Source organism: Cellulophaga algicola DSM 14237, assembly GCF_000186265.1.
Lineage (GTDB): Bacteria > Bacteroidota > Bacteroidia > Flavobacteriales > Flavobacteriaceae > Cellulophaga > Cellulophaga algicola.
In genome coordinates this window covers 938,213-960,410 of sequence record NC_014934.1, presented here as the reverse complement: position 1 = coordinate 960,410, position 22,198 = coordinate 938,213, and the positions used below count along the sequence as shown (strand labels likewise).

20 protein-coding genes and 1 pseudogene are annotated in these 22,198 nt (G+C 33.3%); 5 read left to right on the top strand and 16 right to left on the bottom strand.

The genetic code is table 11. From position 1 onward, the window contains the following. Nucleotide 1: 1 nt before the first annotated feature. From CELAL_RS04185 to CELAL_RS04175, 3 genes are all read right to left on the bottom strand, one after another. A complete protein-coding gene (locus CELAL_RS04185; RefSeq protein WP_013549663.1) occupies nucleotides 2-1,027 on the bottom strand; it encodes a LacI family DNA-binding transcriptional regulator in 1,026 nt (341 codons plus the stop codon). Nucleotides 1,028-1,282: 255 nt separating this feature from the next. Next, nucleotides 1,283-1,945, bottom strand: a complete 663-nt coding sequence (locus tag CELAL_RS04180; RefSeq protein WP_169311397.1) for a DNA-binding response regulator — start codon at nucleotides 1,943-1,945, stop codon at nucleotides 1,283-1,285. 14 nt (nucleotides 1,946-1,959) lie between these two features. Further along, nucleotides 1,960-3,834: a sensor histidine kinase gene (locus tag CELAL_RS04175; RefSeq protein WP_013549661.1), complete on the bottom strand. Its 1,875-nt coding sequence runs from the start codon at nucleotides 3,832-3,834 to the stop codon at nucleotides 1,960-1,962. Nucleotides 3,835-4,065: 231 nt separating this feature from the next. Here CELAL_RS04175 and CELAL_RS04170 point away from each other — a divergent pair, with 231 nt between their 5' ends. Further along, the gene (locus CELAL_RS04170) at nucleotides 4,066-4,830 is read left to right on the top strand and encodes a hypothetical protein (RefSeq protein WP_013549660.1); all 765 of its coding nucleotides are present in this window, start codon (nucleotides 4,066-4,068) and stop codon (nucleotides 4,828-4,830) included. A gap of 154 nt (nucleotides 4,831-4,984) precedes the next feature. Here CELAL_RS04170 and CELAL_RS22305 read toward each other — a convergent pair whose 3' ends face one another. Next, nucleotides 4,985-5,161: a hypothetical protein gene (locus CELAL_RS22305; RefSeq protein ID WP_013549659.1), complete on the bottom strand. Its 177-nt coding sequence runs from the start codon at nucleotides 5,159-5,161 to the stop codon at nucleotides 4,985-4,987. 357 nt (nucleotides 5,162-5,518) lie between these two features. Between CELAL_RS22305 and CELAL_RS04165 the strand changes: the two genes are divergently transcribed. Further along, nucleotides 5,519-6,265 (top strand): hypothetical protein, encoded by a 747-nt coding sequence (locus CELAL_RS04165; protein WP_013549658.1) that lies wholly within the window; start codon nucleotides 5,519-5,521, stop codon nucleotides 6,263-6,265. A gap of 26 nt (nucleotides 6,266-6,291) precedes the next feature. Here the strand turns inward: CELAL_RS04165 and CELAL_RS04160 are convergent, their stop codons facing one another. The 12 genes and pseudogenes from CELAL_RS04160 to CELAL_RS04105 all read right to left on the bottom strand — a co-directional run bounded on the left by CELAL_RS04160 (nucleotide 6,292) and on the right by CELAL_RS04105 (nucleotide 18,648). Next, nucleotides 6,292-6,687, bottom strand: a complete 396-nt coding sequence (locus CELAL_RS04160) for a DUF3761 domain-containing protein (protein WP_013549657.1) — start codon at nucleotides 6,685-6,687, stop codon at nucleotides 6,292-6,294. A 77-nt stretch (nucleotides 6,688-6,764) separates the two neighbouring features. Then, nucleotides 6,765-7,487: a hypothetical protein gene (locus CELAL_RS04155; protein WP_013549656.1), complete on the bottom strand. Its 723-nt coding sequence runs from the start codon at nucleotides 7,485-7,487 to the stop codon at nucleotides 6,765-6,767. Between the two features lie 299 nt (nucleotides 7,488-7,786). Beyond that, complete coding sequence (locus tag CELAL_RS04150; RefSeq protein ID WP_013549655.1) at nucleotides 7,787-8,089, bottom strand: GIY-YIG nuclease family protein; 303 nt, start codon at nucleotides 8,087-8,089, stop codon at nucleotides 7,787-7,789. Between the two features lie 99 nt (nucleotides 8,090-8,188). Then, nucleotides 8,189-9,193 carry a type II toxin-antitoxin system HipA family toxin gene (locus CELAL_RS04145; protein WP_013549654.1) on the bottom strand — a complete coding sequence of 335 codons (1,005 nt, stop codon included), beginning with the start codon at nucleotides 9,191-9,193 and terminating at the stop codon, nucleotides 8,189-8,191. Further along, a complete protein-coding gene (locus tag CELAL_RS04140; RefSeq protein ID WP_013549653.1) occupies nucleotides 9,193-9,519 on the bottom strand; it encodes a HipA N-terminal domain-containing protein in 327 nt (108 codons plus the stop codon). The genes CELAL_RS04145 and CELAL_RS04140 overlap by 1 nt, the downstream gene beginning before the upstream one ends. Further along, entirely contained in the window at nucleotides 9,519-9,728 is a 210-nt protein-coding gene (locus CELAL_RS04135) for a helix-turn-helix domain-containing protein (RefSeq protein ID WP_013549652.1), read from the bottom strand. Before CELAL_RS04135 ends, CELAL_RS04140 begins: the two co-directional genes overlap by 1 nt. 369 nt (nucleotides 9,729-10,097) lie before the next feature. Further along, on the bottom strand, nucleotides 10,098-10,406 hold the full coding sequence (locus tag CELAL_RS04130) for a hypothetical protein (RefSeq protein ID WP_013549651.1): 309 nt from the start codon (nucleotides 10,404-10,406) through the stop codon (nucleotides 10,098-10,100). 76 nt (nucleotides 10,407-10,482) lie between these two features. After that, a complete protein-coding gene (locus CELAL_RS04125) occupies nucleotides 10,483-13,383 on the bottom strand; it encodes a type I restriction endonuclease subunit R (RefSeq protein WP_013549650.1) in 2,901 nt (966 codons plus the stop codon). Next, a complete protein-coding gene (locus CELAL_RS04120) occupies nucleotides 13,384-14,925 on the bottom strand; it encodes a Fic family protein (protein ID WP_013549649.1) in 1,542 nt (513 codons plus the stop codon). A 193-nt stretch (nucleotides 14,926-15,118) separates the two neighbouring features. Then, entirely contained in the window at nucleotides 15,119-16,402 is a 1,284-nt protein-coding gene (locus CELAL_RS04115) for a restriction endonuclease subunit S (RefSeq protein WP_013549648.1), read from the bottom strand. Then, nucleotides 16,402-17,982, bottom strand: a pseudogene (locus tag CELAL_RS04110) (type I restriction-modification system subunit M). Before CELAL_RS04110 ends, CELAL_RS04115 begins: the two are co-directional and overlap by 1 nt. Before the next feature lie 93 nt (nucleotides 17,983-18,075). Next, a complete protein-coding gene (locus CELAL_RS04105; protein WP_013549647.1) occupies nucleotides 18,076-18,648 on the bottom strand; it encodes a PD-(D/E)XK nuclease family protein in 573 nt (190 codons plus the stop codon). A gap of 260 nt (nucleotides 18,649-18,908) precedes the next feature. Between CELAL_RS04105 and CELAL_RS04100 the strand changes: the two genes are divergently transcribed. Genes CELAL_RS04100 through CELAL_RS04090 form a run of 3 tightly spaced genes read left to right on the top strand, consistent with a single transcriptional unit; the run spans nucleotide 18,909 to nucleotide 22,198 of the window. Next, nucleotides 18,909-20,390, top strand: a complete 1,482-nt coding sequence (locus CELAL_RS04100) for a hypothetical protein (RefSeq protein ID WP_013549646.1) — start codon at nucleotides 18,909-18,911, stop codon at nucleotides 20,388-20,390. Next, nucleotides 20,387-20,791, top strand: coding sequence for a hypothetical protein (locus CELAL_RS04095; RefSeq protein WP_013549645.1), 405 nt, complete (start codon nucleotides 20,387-20,389; stop codon nucleotides 20,789-20,791). Before CELAL_RS04100 ends, CELAL_RS04095 begins: the two co-directional genes overlap by 4 nt. Nucleotides 20,792-20,803: 12 nt before the next feature. Beyond that, nucleotides 20,804-22,198: a hypothetical protein gene (locus CELAL_RS04090; RefSeq protein ID WP_013549644.1), complete on the top strand. Its 1,395-nt coding sequence runs from the start codon at nucleotides 20,804-20,806 to the stop codon at nucleotides 22,196-22,198.

Below are 22,198 nucleotides of genomic sequence, written 5' to 3'. Positions count from 1 at the left end.
ACTATAGTTTTCGGGTAGAATTTCGATAGATCAAATTGGTTTTAATCACCTTGGTTTCAAATGCAGTCGTATCTGTTTCCTTTTCTTCAATACGCGCAATTAATTTTTCGGTAGCTTTTTTACCAATATAATTCGCGTGTTGATTGATACAGGTTACAGACGGGGTCACATACTTGTAGAGATTGCCATTGGTATAGCCTACAAAAGATAACTCTTCAGGTATTTTATATCCTCTAGATTGGGCAATTACCATGGTTTCTATAGTAGAAAATTCTTCTAAACCAATAATAGCATCAATAGTGGTATAATCTAACAGGGTTTTTATTTCTGTTTCAAAATCATATTCTTTTTTAATCAACTTAATAAGCTTATCATTAATAGGAATATTGTGGTCTTCTAAAGCTTTTTTATAACCGCTAATTCTATCTTTGACAATACCTAAATCATGTAGCACACTGACAATGGCGATATTTTTACACCCTGTTTTTATTAAGTGAACAGTAGCATTATACGCGCAATTAAAATCATCAATGATTATTTTATCACAGGTAATGGCATCACTCACCCTATCAAACATGACAATAGGCCCAGCTATATCTATAAAACTTTGCAGGTGTTGGGAGTATTGCTGCGATTGGCTTTCTTCGGAAAGCGAAATTAAAAGACCATCTACCGTACCATTTTCTAGCATCGCAATAGATTCTACTTCTTTTTTTAGTTCTCCATTAGAAATAATTACGATTAATTTATAGCCTTTTTTATTGGCCGTCTCTTCAATACCGTTAAAGATTTTTACAAAAAAATTATTGTGGAACGTAGGTAGAATTACGGCAATAGTTTTGGTCTGCCTATTTAACAAATTTAGAGCCACCGTATTAGGTCTGTAATTATGTTCTGCTGCGTATTTTTTTATAATCGCTTTGGTTTTCACACTAATTTCATGGCTATCTTTTAATGCCTTAGATACGGTAGCTATAGATACATTAAGTGTTTCGGCAATTTGTTTTAAGGTGATTTTTCTTTTCATTTTATCATATAAAAAGGAGCGTAGAAGTGCTTGGCTTAGTGCGGTAAATATAATAAGAAGCAATAGCAGTGAAGATGAGGTCTTCTTGATTCTAAGTCAAAGGCAACAAAAATTATATAGATTGACCGATTTTTGCTATTCAGCACCTCACAGCAGTACTTTTTAGAAGTGGGATACGTCTCTTTTCTTTAGAATTGGTGTGCATATCTAGTAGAGAGATGAACAGAAGTATGTGGTAAAAGGTAATCTAAGTACTTATATAAGCCCTAGACTAGAGGCTACGTAAACTAAATGCGTGGTGTTTGTCGCATTAAAATAATCTTTTAATTTACTAATATTACCTTCAATAGACCGCACACTATTTGGACTTATGCCTTTTTCTTTAAGTAGGGTACTTATTTCAAGCTGGGTATATCCTTTAGATAAATAAGATAAGAGCTGTTGGTCGTAATCATCTAAGGCTAAAACATTTTTTTGTTGCAATACGGCGGTAGCTATAGGGCACGTATATTGTTCATGCTTGGTGATGGCTTTAATGCTCTTTTGAAGCTCACTAAGGCCGTTTAGTCCTTTACAAACATAGGCATCAATTTTTTGATCAGAAAATAAGGTAGTGATGGTATGATGATCATCTTCCACAGAAAAAACAATCACTTTTAAAGTAGGCTGTATGGCTTTTATGGCAACAATAAGTTCTTGTCCGTTTTGAAGTTTTTTCTTCGATCTAGGGTTTTCAAAAGACAAATCGGTAATCAGAAGATCATAAGGATTACCATCTAGTATTGCCTTTTGTAGTTTTAAGAGTGCATCATCGCAATACTGAGAATGACCAATCTGGGTATATCCCATGTTTTGTAGCGTAGTGGTAACCCCTAAGTTATTACTGTCTATATCTTCTGATACAAAAATTCTATCCAATTGCATATACATATTTAAATGGTAAACGTTAGGGTAGCGGTAACCCCTTCGTTTGGTTTGGAGTCGAAATTAATAGTTCCTTTAATAGCATCCATGCGGTTTTCCACATTTTTGATGCCATTTCCTGAAAAACTTTCTTTTTTATTAAAACCAATGCCATTATCTACATATTTAATCATGACCTCTTTATCGTTTTTTACACAAGTAATAGCGACAAATGAGGCCTTACTATGCTTTTTCATATTGACGAGTAATTCTTGCAACACTCTATAAAGTTCAATTTTAGTTTTAGGAGCTACTTCGTCCCAAAAGCCATCGTTTAATTCTTTGGTAATTAATTTCGTGTTTGCAGAACTGTAGGAATTAAGAAGTGCGAAAAATTCTTTACCAAAGTTTTTACCGGTATCTATAGCCGTAAATTCTTTAGAAATATCTCTAATTCGTTGGTAAATACTATCTAAGCCATCTAAGATGAGTACCTTTTTAGAGGCAGAAGCATCTGTAGCTTCTTTTTGTACTTGTGTCATCAAATAAAAAATATCATTCCCCAATTCGTCATGTAATTTTTTAGACAATCGCAGTTCTGTCTTATACGCCATTTCTAGCTGCTCTTTTTGTTTTTGCTGATTTTTATAATAGATCACAAAACCAATAACACCTAAAAGGAAAACTACAGCAGAAAGTGCCAAAATGCCTTGCTTCTCTTTAGTGGCCACTTGGGCAAGTAAGGTAAGGTTCTTTCTTTCTAAGGCATCATGATCATATCTGGTAGCAGCATAGATAGCACGAACGGCTTGTCTTGATTTTTCTAATTGACTTTGTATCCTAGAATAGGTAATCGCTTCATTAGAAAGATCTAGGTGTAATTCTTTTTTTAAGGGTAAAATTAGGTCTAAAGCCTCTAGCGTAGCTACAGGATTGTTTAGTTTTTCTGATTGCAGAAAAGCTTGTTGTGCATACCCCAAAGCTTTTGGTTTTTTAGTATTAAAATAGAATTCTGCTAGGTGAATGTAACTAGAGAACAATCCGCTAGAGGTATTCAAAGAAGTCCGGATTCTTAAAGATTCTAAAAGTAGCGTTTCACTTTTTGGGTTGTTGGCATCTTCTAGCCATTTAAAATGGCCCATATTGCAAATAGCTCTAGAAAACTCAAAGAGGTTTTTCCCGGCTGTTTCCTGGGCAATGCTATCTAAAATATGAATGCTTGCACGATACTCTTTTTTTTCAGCGAGGATATTTGCTTTCGTAATGTTAATGATATGAATGCTAGAGGGTGAAATTTCTGCCTTTGGATTGTTTTTTAGGATATCAAAAGCTTTTTTATTCCAACGGAGGGCTTCTTCCTGGTTGCCCAATTCTTTTTGAGAAACGGTTATAATCTGGTAAAGTCCAATCGTAGCTTCTAACGCTGAAGAATTTTCTAAATATTTTAATCCGTCAATAGCAGTGATCAGGGCTCCGGTATAATCTCCTAAGCTTTTTTGAATGTTTGCCATACCCAATAATCGTTCTCCAGCAACGACGGTATCTTTTAGGGCTAAATTATAAGTGTAAGATTTATCGTAATAAAAATAAGAAGAATCTAACTGGTTTAGTTTATCAAAATAAAAAGCTTGGCGCCAGTATGCATTGTCAATAGTACTGGTGTCAGACTTTATTTTGGCCGCTTGTAATAATTTCTTAGAATATTGAATGGCATTGGCATACTCTTTCTTTTTTGTAAAAGCGCCAATTTGTTTTTTTATAATTTTCAGAGAATCATTAGTATTTTCAGTAAGAGGTAGGCTGCTGTTTTTCTTTTTGAATCTGATAAAATCAATAGCAAAAACAGATTGATAACAAGTGAGGAAGAGTATAAAGATGAAATGTAAAAAAAACTTGTTATTCATCCTTCGAAAATACAAAAAGAGTTTGCATAATAGGAGCTTATTTTAGTTGGAAAATAAATAATTGTACTTCTTACATTTCTATGTTTTCTTAAATATATTGTTTTTTTAGTAGTAGATATACTAAGCCTATTTTGTTTTCGTTTTTTTTTCTGAATGGATTGAGTAATATTTTCAGTCCATTGTTTTAAATAAACCTAGAAACAACCAAAACAAACAATAAGTAAATCAATTATGAGAAAAACAAATTACATTTTCGGCCTTTTTTGTGCATCAATTTTATCGGTAAGTTGTTCAGATGATTCTGTAAGTGAAGAGTTTGATGAAGCCAATGGCGATGTGGTACAAAAGTTAATTAAAACAGTAGCCTTAAATTCTAGTGAAAATATGGAAGATGAGGGTATACTTGAATTTTCGTATACGGCAGACGGCGCTCTAAGTAGTGTATCTAATGGTGAAGGTTCTAGAGACTTTCTTTATGATGGTGATGAATTGGTAAATGTTACAGGTGAAGAAGATGTTAATTTATCTATAGAAGAGTTGTACGAATCTCCTTATGATGCTTTTGAAACTGGGAATGTATTAGAATATGATGCTAATGGAAATCCTAAAATCATTGAATTTTTTGAAGAGGATTATGATTGGGAGACCGATTCTTACCTTTCTTATGTGTATACTGCTGAGGTAAGCTATGATGAGGCTCAAAATCCTTTTTTCTATACTTTAGAAGCTGGTGGTATAATTGATGTGTTAGATGGCATTCAATTAAACTTTAGTATGAGTCCTCAGTCTTCTGAGATTATAAAAGCAAGAATGCTTTTTCCTGTAAATAATCCTTCTAAGATTGTATATAAAAATGAAGACGGAGAAGTAAAACATACGATAACGGCTAGTTATGTATATGATGCAGACAACTATGCAACTTCAGGGATCATTTCAACTTCTGCTAATGGAGAAGTAGACGCTTCTTATGTAGTTCAGTTTACCTATGTGGAGTAGTTTTAACTAAAAAAATAATACTATAAGAAGAGCTGTATGATTGTATCATACAGCTCTTTTTTTATGGAAAATAGAAGAACAAAGCAAGATGAAATAAAATTAATTTCATCCTGCTAAAATTTGTCATTTGCTAATTCATAATCAGGAACTCTGATTAATTATTGTCATCCTCTTCTTCTGCATCAGGATCTTTTATGATTACCCCATCATCACCTTCTGTGGCATTAATGTTTGCATAAGCAGCATCTTCTGCTGCAGTTGAAGTATGATCACAAGAAATTAAAGATAGATTGGCACTTAGTATTACGAGTAAAAAAGCTATTTTTTTCATAGTATTATTCTTTTAAAATTGGACATAAGGGTGGCTGTTCGGAGTATTCCGAATGTTATTTGCACCGCATTGTAAAAGGTGTTGGGAGTACTCCTCTTTTATTGGTTGGGAAGTGAAAAACACCTGTTGAAACTTTTAGTTACTTCCCAATAAACTATTGGTTTGTTCTAGGTGTTTTTCTAATGGTGGTAGATTGGTTATCATGAATACCCAATCAGTCACAAGGCAAAGTAAGGGCTTAGGTTTTGTAAGGAATGGAGAGGAGATGGAAAGTGTATGGAAAAGAATTTCCAGCAGGTTTTTTCCATATAATTTCCAAAAATGTAGTAGTTTTAGGCTTCGACCAGACCAACCAAAATGTCCAAAAAATTAATAGCATTAGTTTTCGAAAAAGCAGAAACAGATATTGGCTCTAAAGTCAAAAATAGAATGGCTCAACATCTCTCAGAGGTACTTTCAGATGAGTATAATTATCCTTTTAGTACAAAAAGTTTTACGAATCTTTACAATAAATTTATAGAGGCTGATACACCTGCGAATGAAGATTTAAAACCTGAACTAACTAAATGCTTGTGCAAATATTTAGGCTATAAAAATTATGCAGAATTTGTTACGGCTCATCCGTCTGAACTTGAAGAGCCAAAGATTATAGTAGAGCCGATTATAACGAAAGACTCAGAGCCAGAAATACAGGAACCAGTAAAGAGTACTTCGTTTGGTTTCTTTAATCAGGGGCGTAACAAAATAGTTTCATTAATATCAGTTGTTGTTATAAGCACATTAACCTATTTCGGATTTGTAAGAGAAAAGCAGAATTGTATGGTGTGGCAAGAAGATCATTATGTGCAATCGGCCTGTGCAGGAGCAAAATATGAGGAGCCATATCAAGAACTATTAGTTCTAAATTTTAGAAAATTAAACGATATAGAAGAAGTAAGAGCCAGATACGAACAACACCAGGAACTTTGGTACTTAAAAACAGGTGGGGAAGTAGAGTTTTTTACCTATTATAATGTGCACCCAGTATATCATAAAGGGCTGCATAAAGTAACCGACTATATGTATAAAACACATGTGTTAGATAAGGTAGCGCAGCAAGAGTAAATACGGTTTTTCCTTACACGAAGACATTATTCGTAAAGCCAATAAGCTACTCCGCCATGGTGAGAGCAAGCGCCTCTACCTGTTGCTTTAGAAGAAGTGCCGTCCTTACAAGTAGCACCCACTCTAATGCTTGTAGCTTTAGGTTTTTCATAAGGTTTTGTGGTAACGGGTTGGGAAATTCCCAACTCAGTTTGTATACTTTTTAGGGAAGCCTTTGAGCGGTAGTGTGTGGGTACTTCAGGAGTACTATACGTTTTGTTGGAATAAATTTCTGTAGGGGCTGTGCGCTGTTGCGGAATAGGATCTTCTTTTTGGCAATAGAGGAGTAAGCCGATTACAGCTAGTACAATACTAATCTTTGGGTATTTTCTAACAATACCAATCACAATGCCTAGAAATACAAGTTTAAGAATCCATTCCATTTTATTTAAATAGTGCAGCATAAAGCACACATCAAGAACTAATGAAGGCTTTAAGCTGCATTTTAGTAGGTGTTAATTTATTCTTCAAAAAAGAAATCATGTATTTCTATAATACTACCTCTGCCTATTTGCACTAAGTTTTTTGTTTCTTTTAAAAAGATTCCAAGAGATCTCTCATTATAAATAAACTTCATTTCAGGAGAGTAATCTGTTACCACATACATATCTCCGGATAACTGATAGAACGGAATCGTTGTTTTTCCTTTTTTCTTAATGCCTTTGTTGACGATCTTGCCTTCTTTTAATTCTTCTTTTATGAAGTTTTCATTGTCTTCACCAGAAGCTACATGTACATAAGAAGTCATCATTTTTAACCATTCAGAAGAATCAATCAGAAACCATTGTACTTTGTCAAAGTCAATACCATATTCATTTATCCAGCCGTAGCTAGTAAACCCTAAGAGAATTTGTTTTCTACCATTTAATTCAGGTTTGTCTGATGGGGTGAATTCTTGAATTTTAAAGGTTATTACAGAAGTTGCAGAGATGTCTTTTAATTTTTTACCATTAAAATCTAAGGTTTTTAAAGAGAAATTATTCAGTTCAGGATTGTGTGTGAGTACCCATTCTGTAGCGGTAAGCTCGGCACGTTCTTTCATTTGCTCCACAGCAGCAACACCTGCTCCAATAGCGAGTAAGGCTCCTGCAGCAGTAGCAATAGCTGCACCATCTTGCGCTTGTGTTTTGTTGGTGTTAAATAAGCTTAAGGCTAGTAAAATTAATAAGGTTACTTTTTTCATGTTTGGTATGTAAAGTTTGTTTTTAATATATACCGCAAACATAAAATCATAAAACAAGAAAACCTTGCGGTATTCCGCAAGACCTAAAAATAAGCTGATTTTATAACACTATTTAGACGAAAAGATTTTGAAATTTTGTTTGGAGCGCTGACACTTTAGCAGATAGTTTGGCTGAACCGCGCTTGGCCTTGCGTTTTACTTCAACGGATTGCTTCGCTTCGCTTCACTACGTTGCGCTCGCATTGACCGTTGTGTTCGTCATTGCGAGGGCATATTGCGCGGAGGGATGACGCAGCAATCTACCCAAAGCAATCTGTTGCCTGTTCGGTGAGGTCTTCCCAATCAGGATTTTCCTTTTCTATCAGGGCTATTTTTTTAGTTCTACTGCCAGCTTTTAATTGTTTCTCTCTGGCAATGGCAGCTCCTATGTCTTGAAAGGCTTCATAATACACTAATTTGTTTACGTTATACCGGGCAGAAAACGACTTTGGATAAAACTTTGTTTTATGGCGTTCTATACGCTGTAGCAAATTACTGGTTACTCCAACATAAAGTGTGGTATTGTTTTTATTAGCGAGTATGTATACAAATCCTGGTTTCATAAGGTCATTGCTAGTAGGGACGACTCGGCAATCTGCCTAATTCATGTTCTTAAATAACAGCTTGTTTTGCTCCACGGTATTATGTTAGCTTTAACCTATCTACTGAATATTCACAACTAGTGGACGTCGTAATTTATTTAATCGGGTTTGGTAGGCTTGAATGTAATTTCGTTTTGCTTTTTCATCTAAAAAAGAAGCTTCAATTAATTTTAATACGGCATCACTTTTAGCCGTTAAAGAATTAAATACGTTATCTATTTGTTTTATTGAAATGCCTGCTTGTTCGCCTAACACATAAAACTGTTCTGTAACCTTACCTTGTTTTAAATTAGGTGGTAATAAACCATCTTCTAAAGCAAAATCTTTATCGTCTATATGTAATCTACTGTTTAATAAATCGTAAGCCGGACTTAATTTAAAATCGCCTAAAGGGGTTTCTATCAGTGAGAAGTTTTTAAAATGCGCATCGCCATTAGAAAACAAATAATTAAAAAGAATAAGCTTAAATAGTTTAATAGATTCTACAGCATAGGCTGGAACATACTTTTTTAAAATAGTAAACAGCTCTAAATAATTACCTCCATATTTATAATCTTCGCCGTGTGTTTGTGGTGTTCGTTGTGCTAAAGATGCAAAATCTTCTTGTGCCCATTTACGACCATCTTCTTTTACATCAAACCGTTTTGTAATATATGCAGGATTACCATTTTTAAAGAAGATGAGTGCATTTTCGGCAGTTTCTATATTAAATACTTGTCTTGCAATTTGCATAGTTACATGCTCGTTTGCGGGCATTTGATTGGCGTTTTTACCAACCTTAGGTATTGGTTTTAAGATGTATTGTCCTTGTTCGTTTTCTTCTACTAAACGTAACTTGTTTTTTTCTAATAGGACCGAAAATTTTTCTTGCACACCAGAAATAGACATGCGTTTTCTGTTTTCTGTAAATAGCGCATCGGTAATGTCGTTGCTTGCTGGGGAATCATAAGGTAAAAAGGGACTTACTTTTTTACCCTTAAACACACGTCTTAAAGCGGTGTTACTATAAGAATCATTCTCTTTAGCAAGTGTGCTTGGGCAAACTGTAATTTGTGGTATTGCCATTATTTGTCTAGTTTTTTAATAGTTACTGCACCAATAGTATCTTGTTTTGCTGTTGTTAACAAGATGCCAAAATGATCTTTGGTATCTATACGGTTTTGAAAACAAACCGTTTGCTTATTAGAGCCTTCTGGTAACATATTATAAAAAAAAGAAAACAAATATTTAGACGTATATTCTTGTTGTGTTTTAGGTAAGGTTAAACTAATTGCTGGTTTATTAATATCGTTAAACCAACTATCTTGATACGTAAACACAAAACTGGCATCGTCTAACTGTGTCAACATGCCTGCCTTTTCTTTTTTATATAGCACCTCAGCTTGTCTCATTATTTAAGTTCTTTAACCGTAAATGTTAATTCCATACCTAATGCATTACCTAATTTTTGTAACGTTTCTAGGGTTGGATTTCCTTTACCGCTTTCAAATTGTTTAAGCGTACGCAAACCTACACCAGAAAGGTCCGCAAGCATTTCTTGTGTTACATCTAGATTGTCTCTACGTGTTTTTATAGCTTCTATTAAATATTTTGAGTGCATTAAATGGCTCTTTTTATATAAAAATATGCCTTTTTATAGATTAAACCTAGGATAAGTGCTTTTTAGCGCACTATTTGTAGTTTTTTGAATTTGATCACCTTAATTATCATTAAAAGTGCTTTTTATTGCACTTTTTTGTGTTTTAATTTTTAAGAAATATCTTCTAGATGCTCAACAAATAATTTTATCATTTTTCTTCTATGCTGTTTACATTTACTCCAATTCCATGTATCATTATCAAAAACCCTTTACAAACGCTACCCGAATATCTTTATAAAGTTTAAGAATTTCAGTTAATAGCGCCTCAAGTTCAGCTTCTGTTTTGTATTTAGGTAGATTGAAATTTTCTCGAAAGCCAGGATGTAACTTTTATGAAATAAAATCAAACCTATTGTAAAGTATCCAATCCTCATTGCGGATTAGATATAAGAAAGGCTCAACAAGGCCGTCATGTATACCTAATCCTAAATTTAGTTGAAATTCTTCGTAGGCATATTTTAAGGTAAAGAATCTATCTTTTGATGCATATGAGAAATTTTCATCTAATTTCTTTAAAATAGCACGATACTGCTTTGTATTGCTACCACGGAGTCTATTTTCAAAATCATTATGATCCAGACAGATTTCTTTATATCTACTAACAAAGTTTATCTTATTTAAGATTAAATTTATATCCAATTTTCAATTTATTCGTTGAAGCAGCTTCCTACTATAGTTTTTATAAGGCTGTAGATGATAGTGCAAATTATATTTATTACCCCGTCATACCCTCTACGAAAATCTGTACAAATTCTTTCATTTTAGATAAAATGCGTTCCCCTATTTCACGTGCTTTTAAAATACTAGGTCTATTGTCTAAACATTTAAAGACGTCATCTTTTATAGGCTCTTGTCCGCTATAGATGTAGGTGTCAATTAAGGCTTTAAACTGTGCTTTATCTAAATTCTCTTCGTCACATAGTTTACCCAGTGCTAGTACTTTTTGCTCTTGCCAATAGGATTCAAATTCATCTTGAATAGTATCTGTGTCATCAATTTTTGGTAGATTTTCATCTATAAATTTTTCGATAAGTTCACGTTTGCTACGCAACATAGTATCACCACCCAAAAGATCTAATATTGCTTTTTTCTGTGCCTTTGCTTCAGACGACTTTGCATTTTTGAGTTTCGCTAATAGTATAAAAATATAAGCTACATTAATAGTATCGCTGTGTATTAACTCTAATTCAAAATCTATATCTGCTAGGATTGATGTTTTTTGTTTTGCGTTAGCCCTCCTTACTTTATCATATAAATCTTTGTATTTACCTTGGTAATCTGCAAATTCTTGCTCACTTATTGGTAAATCATCCCAATCAAAATCTGTATATGATTGCAGCACGTTCATATTTCTTAAAAGTCTTCTAAAAGCTTGTACAAAGGCAGCTTCATCATTTTCCGTAGCTAAGTCATTAACGCTTTGGTAGGTGGGTGTTATTTCTCGTAGTTTTTGTAGTGCTTCATCAAACTTTTCTGCAATTACCTCATAATCTGGCATGGTCACTACCTCAATAGCATCTTTATTTGAAAATAAGGTAATGGCATCGTCCGTAGCCTTTTTTAGATTTCTAAAGCATAAAATATTTCCTTGAGATTTTTGATCGCCTAAAATTCTATTAGTTCTAGAGAAAGCTTGTATTAAGCCATGCTGCTTTAAATTTTTATCAACATACAATGTGTTTACCTTTTTAGCATCAAAACCGGTAAGCATCATGTTCACTACAATAACAATATCTAAACGGTCTTTTTCATCATTAAAGTTTTTTTTCTCACGCTCTTTTAAACGTTGACTTATATTTTTAAAATAATTTTCAAATTGTTGTTGGTCTTTTGTTGTATAGCTGGTACTGTACATGGCGTTATAATCACCAATATACTTTTCTAGCTTATCTCTTGAATGGCTTGTTTTGTACGTTTCTTGGGGTTCTGCAGCCATTCCTAAATCATCTTCAGGTAAGTAATCTTGAGCATCGTCATTGGCTTCATTGGTGCCATAGGTAAATATGGTAGCTATGCGTAAATTATGTTCGCCAGCTTCTTTTTTCTGCTGAAAAATATCATAATAGGTAATAAGATTATCAATGCTACTTACGGCAAACAGGGCAGAATATGCTTTGCTAAAGGTTTTTTGATCATGATGTGCTATAATGTAATCTGCAATCTTGGTTAATCTTTTTGGAGAATCTAATACTTCTTTCTTATCAATATCCTCTACTTCTATATCTATAAAAGTCTGACTCTTGTTTTTGTATTTACCAATATACTCTATGGCAAAGCGCAAGACATTCTCATCACGGATAGCATCTGTAATTACATATTTATGAAGGCAATTGCCAAACAAATCTTTAGTGGTACGCTTCCCTAAGTCATTTTTAGAAGCATTATCTGCAAAAATTGGGGTTCCTGTAAAACCAAATAATTGGCTGTTGCTAAAAAATTCTGTAATTCTTGCATGGGTGTCACCAAACTGACTACGGTGACATTCGTCAAAAATAAACACAAAACGTTCATTTTTTAAAGGCGATAATTTGGTTTTGTTATGCCCAGAAATAGCATTATTTAATTTTTGAATGGTGGTAATGATTAAATCAGAATCTTTACGAACGCCCTTTTTATCTTTAAATTTGCCTAGAAATTGATGCACCAAACTTGTAGTGTTCTCTGTAGTATCTACACTACCCTCTTTAAAAGCATTAAACTCTTTCATGGTTTGGTAATCCAGATCTTTACGATCTACTACAAAAACTACTTTGTATACCTCCGGCAAATCCATTAAAATTTGACTCGCCTTAAATGAGGTTAATGTTTTACCAGAACCTGTAGTGTGCCAGATATACCCGTTAGTAGTAGTGTTCTTTACTTGATGAATGATAGCCTCAGTAGCGTAGTATTGATAGGGGCGCAAGACCATCATGTTTTTGTAGGTTTCATTGATGACCACGTATTGCGCAATCATTTTACCTAAGTGGTCAATATTTAAAAATGCAGCTGCAAATTCAGGCAGCTCCGTAATACGTTTATTGTTTTTGTCTGCCCAAAAGAAGGTCTGTAAAACCGACTGTAACTCATTATTTGCCAAATATTTGGTGTTACCACCATTACTAATGATAAATAATTGAACGTATTGAAACAAGCCATGAGTACTCCAGAAACTATGTAATTGGTACCTGTTTATTTGGTTAAAAGCTTCTTTAATTTCAATACCTCTACGCTTTAATTCTAATTGCACCAAAGGCAAGCCATTTACTAAAAGCGTTACATCATACCTGTTTTTATAAGACCCCTCTAAGCTTATTTGGTTGGTAACTTGAAACAAGTTGTTGTTCCAATTTTCTGAATTAAAAAAGCGCACATAACATACCTCGCCATTTTCTCTGATAAAACTAAACCTGTCTCGTAAGGTTTTGGCTTTTTCAAATACCTTACCTTTTTCTAAATGATTTAAGATCCCATCAAATTCCTTATTAGAATAGGAGGTTTTATTAAATGCCTCTAGCTGACTTTTTAAATTAGCAACAAGTGCAGTAGCATCTGGTATTTTTACAGCAGTGTAACCTAAACCAACTAGTTGTTGGATTAGGTTGTTTTCTAGTATGGTTTCGGATTGATGGCTCATTTATGCTTCTAAAAAAATGCTATTATAATTTGTTTCGATTTCCTTAATTTCTTTCTCTGTTAACGCTAAAAATTCCTTTTTTAAAGCTCTTTTTGATAATACCCCATCATTTTGCTCTAAAAAACGAACCAGTATAGCAACCATTTTATCCGGCATTTCAAAATGGTTATCTATATATCTTTTAAAGGCATCATAGTTTTGTAAATAGATTACTTCTTCCGGAATAACACGTTCTAAAGTATCTTCCACACAATCATATAAAAATTCCGCTTGTTTAGTTGCGTCAAAATAACGGTAAAGATCTATAGTATCATTTGTAACTTCTACATTATGATCTTCGGTTTCTTTCCATTCAATATGATCCAATAAGGGATGTGAATACGATTCTAAAACGGTTTTATAATCATCAATGTGGTCCAGTATTGATGACGATACAGGGAAAATAACACCCTGTTGTGTAAATTCTTTTTTTGCCAAAATATGATGAATAATATACCGGTGTAAACGGCCATTTCCATCAACAAAAGGGTGAATAAAAACAAAGCCAAATGCTATGGTAGCTGCTGCTAACACGGCATCATAGGTATCATCCTGCAATGCTTCATTGGTAGCAATTAATCCTTTTAATAATTGTTCAACATCTTCTTCTTTGGCGGAAATATGGTCCGGAATAGGTTCGCCTGTGGCGCGGTCATGTTCTCCAACAAAACCTCCTTTTTTTCGCAATCCCATTGCTATAAATCTACTGTTTTCTATAACTATTTGTTGTAGGCGAAGTAACTCCTCAATACTTAATGGTTTTTGACCTGCTTGACCAATAGCCTTTCCCCAACGCATTGCCCTATTATTTGCGGGATTTTCGCCTTCTATGGTAAATGAAGCTTTAGAATCTTTTAACAATAAAAAAGAAGATGCTCTTTGTAAAACATCTTTATGAATAGTATTGAGGAATACATTTTTCTTGCCAGAGATATTAGCATTTATATGTGCTTCTAGCTTAGCTGTTTTAAATAGTAATGGGCAAAAGTCTTTTGTCCCAGGAAGGTTGTTTATAATTTTTTGTCTTACGGATTCCTCTCCTTTTATTGCGTATTGTATTTTAGTATCTAATAGAGGAATGTATTTACGTTTTTTTAAATCTACCGATACATTAATTTCCTCTTGTTGCAGCCATTCGTATAAAAACCAAATTTTTCGGCTGTATTGGCCCATTGGCTCTATATTTAAAATAGCTTGTATTTCATTTTTAGAGGCCTTATTAAATAGCGCTTTAAACACTAAAAGGTTAATGCCCTCATATTTAATTGCAAATACGAGTTGTTTATATAAGGTTTCTTCTGGTTGGTATGAAGCTGGAAAAACTTTCCAATAATCGGTATTGTATTTTTTACTTTTTTCAGTAATAAGCGCTAATGTATTTGGAAATGGTATGGGTAACTTCAATTTTTCTATAATGGCACCATAACCCACTATTTTCCCGTTTTCAGGTGTGGTGTTACCTTGAAATACGGATGTTTTAATTGATGGGATCTCTATTTCCATGGTTTAATATTCTATACGTTATACTCAAATATAACTAAAAAAGTGTGCGCAAAATAAAATAAACGTGCGCATTATTATGTTAAATAAAATAAACGTGCGCAAAAATTAACATTAAAAACGTGCGCTAGATTAAAAAAACGTGCGCAAAATAAAATATAATACAAAAAGCATGCGCAATAGTCTTTCATATTTTCTACACAAACATTCCCTGCAACAGCCCTTTTTTAAAGGCTTGTGTTTTGTTTATTTGTTGGTTTACGGTTTCTATTTTAGTGTCAATGGCCGATAAATAATTGGCTATTTTTTGTTGTTCTTGAGTAGTTGGTAATGGTATTTTGATATGAGAGAAATTGTCGTAGAACAAATACTGTCTTACACCACCCTCTTCATATCTTAAAATATCCTTTTGAAAACTATAAGTATCTAAATAAGCCAAAAGGAACAAATCCTCTAGAGTATCCTTGGTTTTGAAACAAACATATAGAGAGCTAACAATGACTCTTTTCAAATCATAACTATACCCAATAGAACCAACATTTATTCTAGCAGGATTATAAGCAAAGGTTTCTGCGTCTACAATCTTATACAAGCTGATATCATATCCTCTGTCATTACTATCCAAACCATCAAACTGTTCCGATTGAGGCCTAAAGCCCTCCTGGTTGTTTATTGAATAAATAGGATACTGAATATTATTTTTATTTTTCTTTCCAACTTTATAAGTCAAAGTTCCTAGTTGTTTATTCTCCTCCCAATCCGGAAAGTCGCCGCCATTCTCGTCTTTAAATCGTAAATCACCAGAAAACAATTGTTGCATGACCCCTTTTTTGTACTGCTCTAAAAGGGTTTTCTTTTTATTGAGTTGCTGTATTTTTTCATCTACCGCACTTAAAAAAGAAGCTATTTTTTGTTGTTCGGGGAGGGAGGGTGTGTTTAGTTTTAATTGTGAAAATCTACCCATAGACAAACCTAGTACTTTTGTTCCTTGGGCTATTGTCATAATTTGTTTTCGCAAATTCCATGACTTCAATAAATAACTAATGAAACCAATATAAGTTTCTTTAGAAAAAGGTCTAGCTAAAAAGGTATGAAGACCAGCTATTACTTTTTCGTCATTGATGTCAATAATTTCAATTGTTTTTCCAATGTCTGCATAATCTTCGGATGCATCTGCAATTATTAAATCGCCTATTTTGCAAAAGGCTTCATCTTTTATTTTTGATAAATCTAGGTCATCATTAACAAAAGGTACATATTCATTATTTAAATAAAAATAAGATTGGAATTTGGTGTGAATATCCCCATAATGGATATTTTTTACTTTTCCACTTTCATAATTTAATTTATCTCTAGAAAATGAATTGGTTGTATAAAATTTATAAAGTTTACCAAATTGTGACATTCTCCACTCTCCATCAAACTCTTTAAAACGGAGTTTTGGAACAAGTATTTGTGCTTTATCTGTATGCGCTGCCATTAAAACGGAGTATTTATGCCTAATTGCTTACAGAAGTCCGCAATGGTGGCGTCTGTGCTTTTGCTTTGTTGGGCAATTTCTTGTAATTCTTTACTTACGGCTTCTAGATCTATAGGTTCTTCTTCCTCAAACGTATCTACATACCTTGGGATGTTTAAATTATAATCATTTTCTGCAATTTCAGAGAGCTGTGCTACATGGCTGTACTTTTCTAGACTAGCAGTATCAAACTCTCCGTTTGTATAGTCTTTATAGGTGGTAAGTAGTTTGGCTATATCTTCTTCACGCAATACATTTTGCGTTTTTACTTTTTCAAAATGCTGGCTGGCATCAATAAACAAGACCTCTTTTTTATTAGTTCTTTGCTTTTTCAACACTAAAATACAGGTAGGGATACTGGTGCCATAAAATATGTTTGCCGGTAAGCCAATCACCGCATCTAAATAATTACAATCTTTAATTAAGTACTTGCGTATATGCCCTTCTGCAGCACCACGGAATAAAACCCCGTGTGGTAATACCAATGCCATAGTACCATTGTCTGCCAATTGGTGTACCATGTGTTGTACAAAAGCAAAATCTGCCTTGCTGCTTGGTGCTAGTTTTCCGTAGTTAGAAAAACGGTCATCGGTCATAAACAGCGGGCTAGCGCTCCACTTTGCAGAAAAAGGTGGGTTGGCTACAATAGCCTCAAAACGCTCGTCTAAATGTTGGGGGCGTTCTAGGGTATCTTCGTTTTTAATATCAAACTTTTTGTAATGAACATCATGCATAATCATATTCATCCTACACAAGTTATAGGTAGTAGGGTTCATTTCTTGCCCATAAAAAGCACTAACCTCTTTTACTTGTTTGGCAACACGTAATAACAAAGAGCCAGAACCACAGGTAGGATCATAAACAGATTTAAGTTTGTCTTTACCTACGGTTACTAATTGTGCTAAAATGTTGGAGACTTGTTGTGGGGTATAAAACTCGCCTGCTTTTTTACCTGCACCACTAGCAAATTGCCCAATAAGGTATTCATAGGCATCACCCAAAACATCACTCTCCGTGTTTTCTAGGTCAAAATCTATCTCATCTAAATGGCTAAGTACTTTTACAATCAGTTCATTTTTATCATTCTCAGATTTCCCCAGTTTAGAGCTGGTAAGGTCCAAATCTTCAAAAAGATTCCCAAAGTCATCTTCGCTTTCCGTGCCCATAGTACTTTGCTCTATATGACTCAATACCTTGGCAAGATCACCCAATATAAACTGACTTTTACCGCCAGCATTTCCTCTGCGAGCAAGCTCGCTAAATAATTCTGAGGGTTTTAAGAAGTATCCTAATTTATCTAAAGCCGCACTTTTTATTTCTTTGATAAGAATTTCTTCACTTTCATGCCCTTATATATCATCAAAAGTTAACTGATCTGGTTTTAAAATAATATTGGCATATAACTCCATTTTCTTACTCAGGTATTTGTAGAAAATGAACCCTAATATATAGTCTCTAAAATCATCGGCATCCATCTTGCCACGTAGGGTGTTGGCAATATTCCAGAGTTGCTGTTCTAGCTGTGCTTTTTGTGCTGTCATTAATTTGGTTTGTTGTACTTAAATTAGAGTTTAAAGATAGCAGTTTAGATTAAAAATCAGGGGTAATTGTGAATGGAATACGATACTAATTAGTTATATTTTTTTCTCTCGTTTTTCTTTGCTGTCCAGTGTCCAGTTAAACCAGAATTCATCAAACAGATCATGTCCTGTTCTTTTTTCTTCTAAACAGTCTGCTAGTTCTTCTAGGTTTACAGCATTGAATGCGGTAAGAATAACCAGAGGTCTATCTTGTTTTTCAAGCTCATAATCTGGTCGTAAAAGAACGTATATGATAATTCTAGAAGGATCATTTTTATAATGTTCTTCAGCTATTTTTTGATACCTACCCAATTGGTTTGAATGAATCTTAGAATACATTTTATTCTCGATAATAAGTGCATAGTCTTGATCATTAACTTTTAGTTCAACCCATAAATCTATATTCTCAAATTGTTTCCAAACTTTTATATCAGAAAATAGCAACCCTTCAGCATTTTCAAAATGTAATAGTTTACTAAGTATCAATCGTGATCTGTCATAGGTTTTATTGCTGCCATTTAAGTATTTACTATCGGCACAGCGAATGGTCCATGACATAAAAAAATCTATGGTTTCTTCATATTTCATAGAATCTGAGTCGTCAATAAAAAAGCTGGGTAGTTTCATCGTTATTTGATTATTTATCTGGTTTGTTCTTAATGCAATACAAAAGAGGTTATTATTTTAGAAATAAGACTGCGGTTTTCCACATTGCAATAGATTTAATTCTTTTTTGATAAAAAAATCTAAATTTTTAACGGTTAATTCCCTTTAAAACTAGGGGGTTATTGAAAAAAAGCACTAGGACTGCGGAAAACCGCAGTGATGTTATTTTTACTATTAGTTTCTTTATCCTCAAATTAAATCTAACCAAATTTAATAACTAAATGAAACCACAACTTTTAAAGTCATTTTTACTTAGTTTACTTATTGTGTGCATTGTTTCTTGTAATCGGAAAGCAAGAGACGCTGATAATCCACCGTCAGTTATTACCAATAAATCTGATCTAATAAACGAGGGAGCGCAACCAATAGCTGCAAACGTTAGTGATACGGTAAATCTTAAAATTAAAATTTATATAGAAAATTCTGGAAGTATGTTTGGCTATGTTAAAGGGCCTACGCAATTAAAAGATGCCTTACATAACTTATTAGTTGATTTAAAATATTTTTATGATGAACAGAATATTGAGGTTTATTTTATAAATAGTAAGATTCATAAAAGTCCCATTAAATCAGAGCTTACTGGTTTTGCAAATAAATTAAGTCCTTATTCTATTAAAATAGGACAAACAGGGTCAAGTAATTTAAATAATATTTTTAAACAGGTTACTTCTGAAATTGAAGATAATAGTATATCCATTTTACTTTCCGACTTTATTTATTCAATTAAAGGAGAGAAAAGTATTGAATTATTGGGAGAGCAACAAGCGTTGACTAAAGACGTTTTTTTGTCTGCGAGTAAAAAAGGACAGGATTTGACTACCAATATATATCAGTTTATAAGTGAATTTGATGGTTTGTATTATGACTATAATAACCAGGCAAGTTTTTTACAGGTTAAGCGACCCTATTATTATGCGGTTATCGGGGGACAGAAAAATGTAAATGCTTTTAGTAGTAAACTGAATGAAAAATTTAGGAATTACGCTGGTTTTACCAATGAATATTTATTGACAGAAGAAGATTTTGCTGTCAAGGATTTTTCCGTGTTGACAGCTACATTAAATAAAGGTAGACTGAAGCCGGTTAGAACAGGAGTAAATGTAAAACAGGTAAGGAGTATAGAAGTAGAAGAAGGAGGTAGAAGTAATGATAATATTGAAATTGCGGTTGCGGTAGACTTAGCTAACCTAAAAATCTCTGATGATTACAAAACCAATCTTCAAAATTATATCTTAAATAATAAGGGGTTTGAACTTAAAGAAATTGCGACTGTTCTAGACGGTGAAATACATTTTAAGGATGGGCGAGCTGTGGTTTTTTCTCCTGCAGATTTACTTCATTTGGACTTTACTCCATCTCATGTTTTTGTATTTAAAGCTAAGAAGGGTAATGTTACTAGTTTAGATTTTGAGTTAAGAAGTAATATACCGGATTGGGTTAGTACGTCTAGTCTTGACGATGATACAAATTTAGTTAATAACCCCAGAGACCAACTAAAAACTTTTGGACTAGTTTATCTCATTAGAGGTGTATCAGAAGCCTATCTACAAGTTACTAAGAAAGAACAATATTTTACGGTAAGTATTCCTATTTATAAAGAAAAATCTAGCTCTTTTGGTGGTATAGTAGTAGCTGTTTTATTTATAGGAGGATTTATTGGACTTATACTATTAATCATATCAAAAAGTAAAAAAAGAAAATGAAAGATCTAATAGCAAATTTTTATGAAGTATGGGGTTTTAATTACCTCGGGGCATTTTCTGATATTATGTTTAGTAATGACTTTAATACAGTTATTGTACTATACACACTACCTACTGTTCTAGTTTTAACTGCTGTTTATTATTATGTTATAGATAGACCAAAAACCAGTAAGCTTTGGGTTTGGATAACATGGTTGTTTGGTGTAGGACTAATAGCATTTGGCTTAGCATTTATTACCGTTGAAAATAGTTTTTATGGGGTGGGAATAGACCCTGCTGCTTATAGAGTAGAAACTGTCATCTTCTCCGTAACAAATCTAGTTTGGTCAATTTTAATTATGTTCCTCTTTTCTATTCTTATAAAGTGGAAAAGCACAAATTCTTCACATGTTCCATTTTAAAAAAAAATAATTATGTCTAAACTGTATATTTTTGGCATCGGTGGTACTGGTGCACGAGTTTTAAAATCATTAACTTTTTTGCTAGCTAGCGGTGTTGGCTGTAATAGTGATACTATTGTTCCTATCTTAATTGATCCAGATGCAGCCAACGGTGATGTAAGCAGAAGTACAGATGTTCTTAGAAAATATCAAGCTATCAGAAAAGAATTGAATTTTGATAATGAAGCAAAGAATGAATTCTTCAAAACCCCAATAGAATCGCTTACTCCTAATTTTAATATAAGAATACAGAACTCCAACAAAAAATTTAAAGAGTTTATAGAGTATTCTACCTTAGATAAAAAGAACAAAGCCTTAATATCATTATTATTCAGTGAGAAAAACCTAAATGCAGATATGGAAGTGGGTTTCAAAGGCAATCCAAACATGGGTAGTGTTGTTCTTAACCAATTTAACCAGTCAGAAGATTTTGCTTCTTTTGCAAGTAGTTTTTCTCAAGGCGATAAAATTTTTATTGTGTCTTCAATTTTTGGAGGTACTGGTGCTTCTGGTTTTCCACTACTCCTTAAAAACATCAGATCTGCGGATGTAGCCTTGGATAACTTTGCATTATTACGTGAAGCTCCTATTGGAGCGATATCTGTGCTGCCTTATTTTGGTGTTAAAAAGGATCAAGAGAGCGATATTGAAAAATCAACATTTGTTTCTAAAACGAAAGCAGCGCTACGCTACTATCAACATGGAGTTAATAATGATGTAAATGCTATGTATTACATAGGTGATAGTTTACATAAAGATTATGAAAACAATGAAGGTAGCACTTTGCAAAAAAATGATGCTCACTTTATAGAGTTAGCTTCTGCATTGGCAGTTTTAAATTTTGCAAATTCTAATATAGGAGATGAGAGAGTCGTAAAAGAATTTGGTATTGAGAATGACACCAATAATATCACTTTTAATGATTTGAATGAAGGAACAAAAGGTACAGTATTTAAGCCATTAACGCAATATTATCTCTTTCATCTATATTTAAAAAAGCAATTGAAAAATAATCTAGATATGAATTTTGCTTCAACGTTAGGAATAAATTCATCTTTTTTGAGTGGAGATTTTTACGTCAAGCTGAGAAGTTTTAATGATGAATATTGGGCATGGTTAAATCAAATGAGTGCTAATGAACGAGGTTTCTCTCCTTTTACTTTAGAGGAAAACAATTCCAATATTTTAGATAGTGTAAAAGGCATACAACTCAAAAATGGCGGCTTTTTTCAAGGAAGAAGTAATTACGAGCGTTTTACAGAAAATTTAAGTAAGACGTCAAGAGCAGTTAATAAGGCATCAGGTATAGAGAATAGATTTATTGAGAATTTTTATCTAGCTACAGAAAAATTAGTTAAAGAAAAATAA

Excerpts from the sequence above, each read along its gene's own strand:
- CELAL_RS04185 (WP_013549663.1), bottom strand. The coding sequence starts at position 1,027 with ATGAAAAGAAAAATCACCTTAAAACAAATTGCCGAAACACTTAATGTA.
- CELAL_RS04175 (WP_013549661.1), bottom strand. The coding sequence starts at position 3,834 with ATGAATAACAAGTTTTTTTTACATTTCATCTTTATACTCTTCCTCACT.
- CELAL_RS04170 (WP_013549660.1), top strand. The coding sequence starts at position 4,066 with ATGAGAAAAACAAATTACATTTTCGGCCTTTTTTGTGCATCAATTTTA.
- CELAL_RS22305 (WP_013549659.1), bottom strand. The coding sequence starts at position 5,161 with ATGAAAAAAATAGCTTTTTTACTCGTAATACTAAGTGCCAATCTATCT.
- CELAL_RS04165 (WP_013549658.1), top strand. The coding sequence starts at position 5,519 with ATGTCCAAAAAATTAATAGCATTAGTTTTCGAAAAAGCAGAAACAGAT.
- CELAL_RS04160 (WP_013549657.1), bottom strand. The coding sequence starts at position 6,687 with ATGGAATGGATTCTTAAACTTGTATTTCTAGGCATTGTGATTGGTATT.
- CELAL_RS04155 (WP_013549656.1), bottom strand. The coding sequence starts at position 7,487 with ATGAAAAAAGTAACCTTATTAATTTTACTAGCCTTAAGCTTATTTAAC.
- CELAL_RS04150 (WP_013549655.1), bottom strand. The coding sequence starts at position 8,089 with ATGAAACCAGGATTTGTATACATACTCGCTAATAAAAACAATACCACA.
- CELAL_RS04145 (WP_013549654.1), bottom strand. The coding sequence starts at position 9,193 with ATGGCAATACCACAAATTACAGTTTGCCCAAGCACACTTGCTAAAGAG.
- CELAL_RS04140 (WP_013549653.1), bottom strand. The coding sequence starts at position 9,519 with ATGAGACAAGCTGAGGTGCTATATAAAAAAGAAAAGGCAGGCATGTTG.
- CELAL_RS04135 (WP_013549652.1), bottom strand. The coding sequence starts at position 9,728 with ATGCACTCAAAATATTTAATAGAAGCTATAAAAACACGTAGAGACAAT.
- CELAL_RS04125 (WP_013549650.1), bottom strand. The coding sequence starts at position 13,383 with ATGAGCCATCAATCCGAAACCATACTAGAAAACAACCTAATCCAACAA.
- CELAL_RS04120 (WP_013549649.1), bottom strand. The coding sequence starts at position 14,925 with ATGGAAATAGAGATCCCATCAATTAAAACATCCGTATTTCAAGGTAAC.
- CELAL_RS04115 (WP_013549648.1), bottom strand. The coding sequence starts at position 16,402 with ATGGCAGCGCATACAGATAAAGCACAAATACTTGTTCCAAAACTCCGT.
- CELAL_RS04105 (WP_013549647.1), bottom strand. The coding sequence starts at position 18,648 with ATGAAACTACCCAGCTTTTTTATTGACGACTCAGATTCTATGAAATAT.
- CELAL_RS04100 (WP_013549646.1), top strand. The coding sequence starts at position 18,909 with ATGAAACCACAACTTTTAAAGTCATTTTTACTTAGTTTACTTATTGTG.
- CELAL_RS04095 (WP_013549645.1), top strand. The coding sequence starts at position 20,387 with ATGAAAGATCTAATAGCAAATTTTTATGAAGTATGGGGTTTTAATTAC.
- CELAL_RS04090 (WP_013549644.1), top strand. The coding sequence starts at position 20,804 with ATGTCTAAACTGTATATTTTTGGCATCGGTGGTACTGGTGCACGAGTT.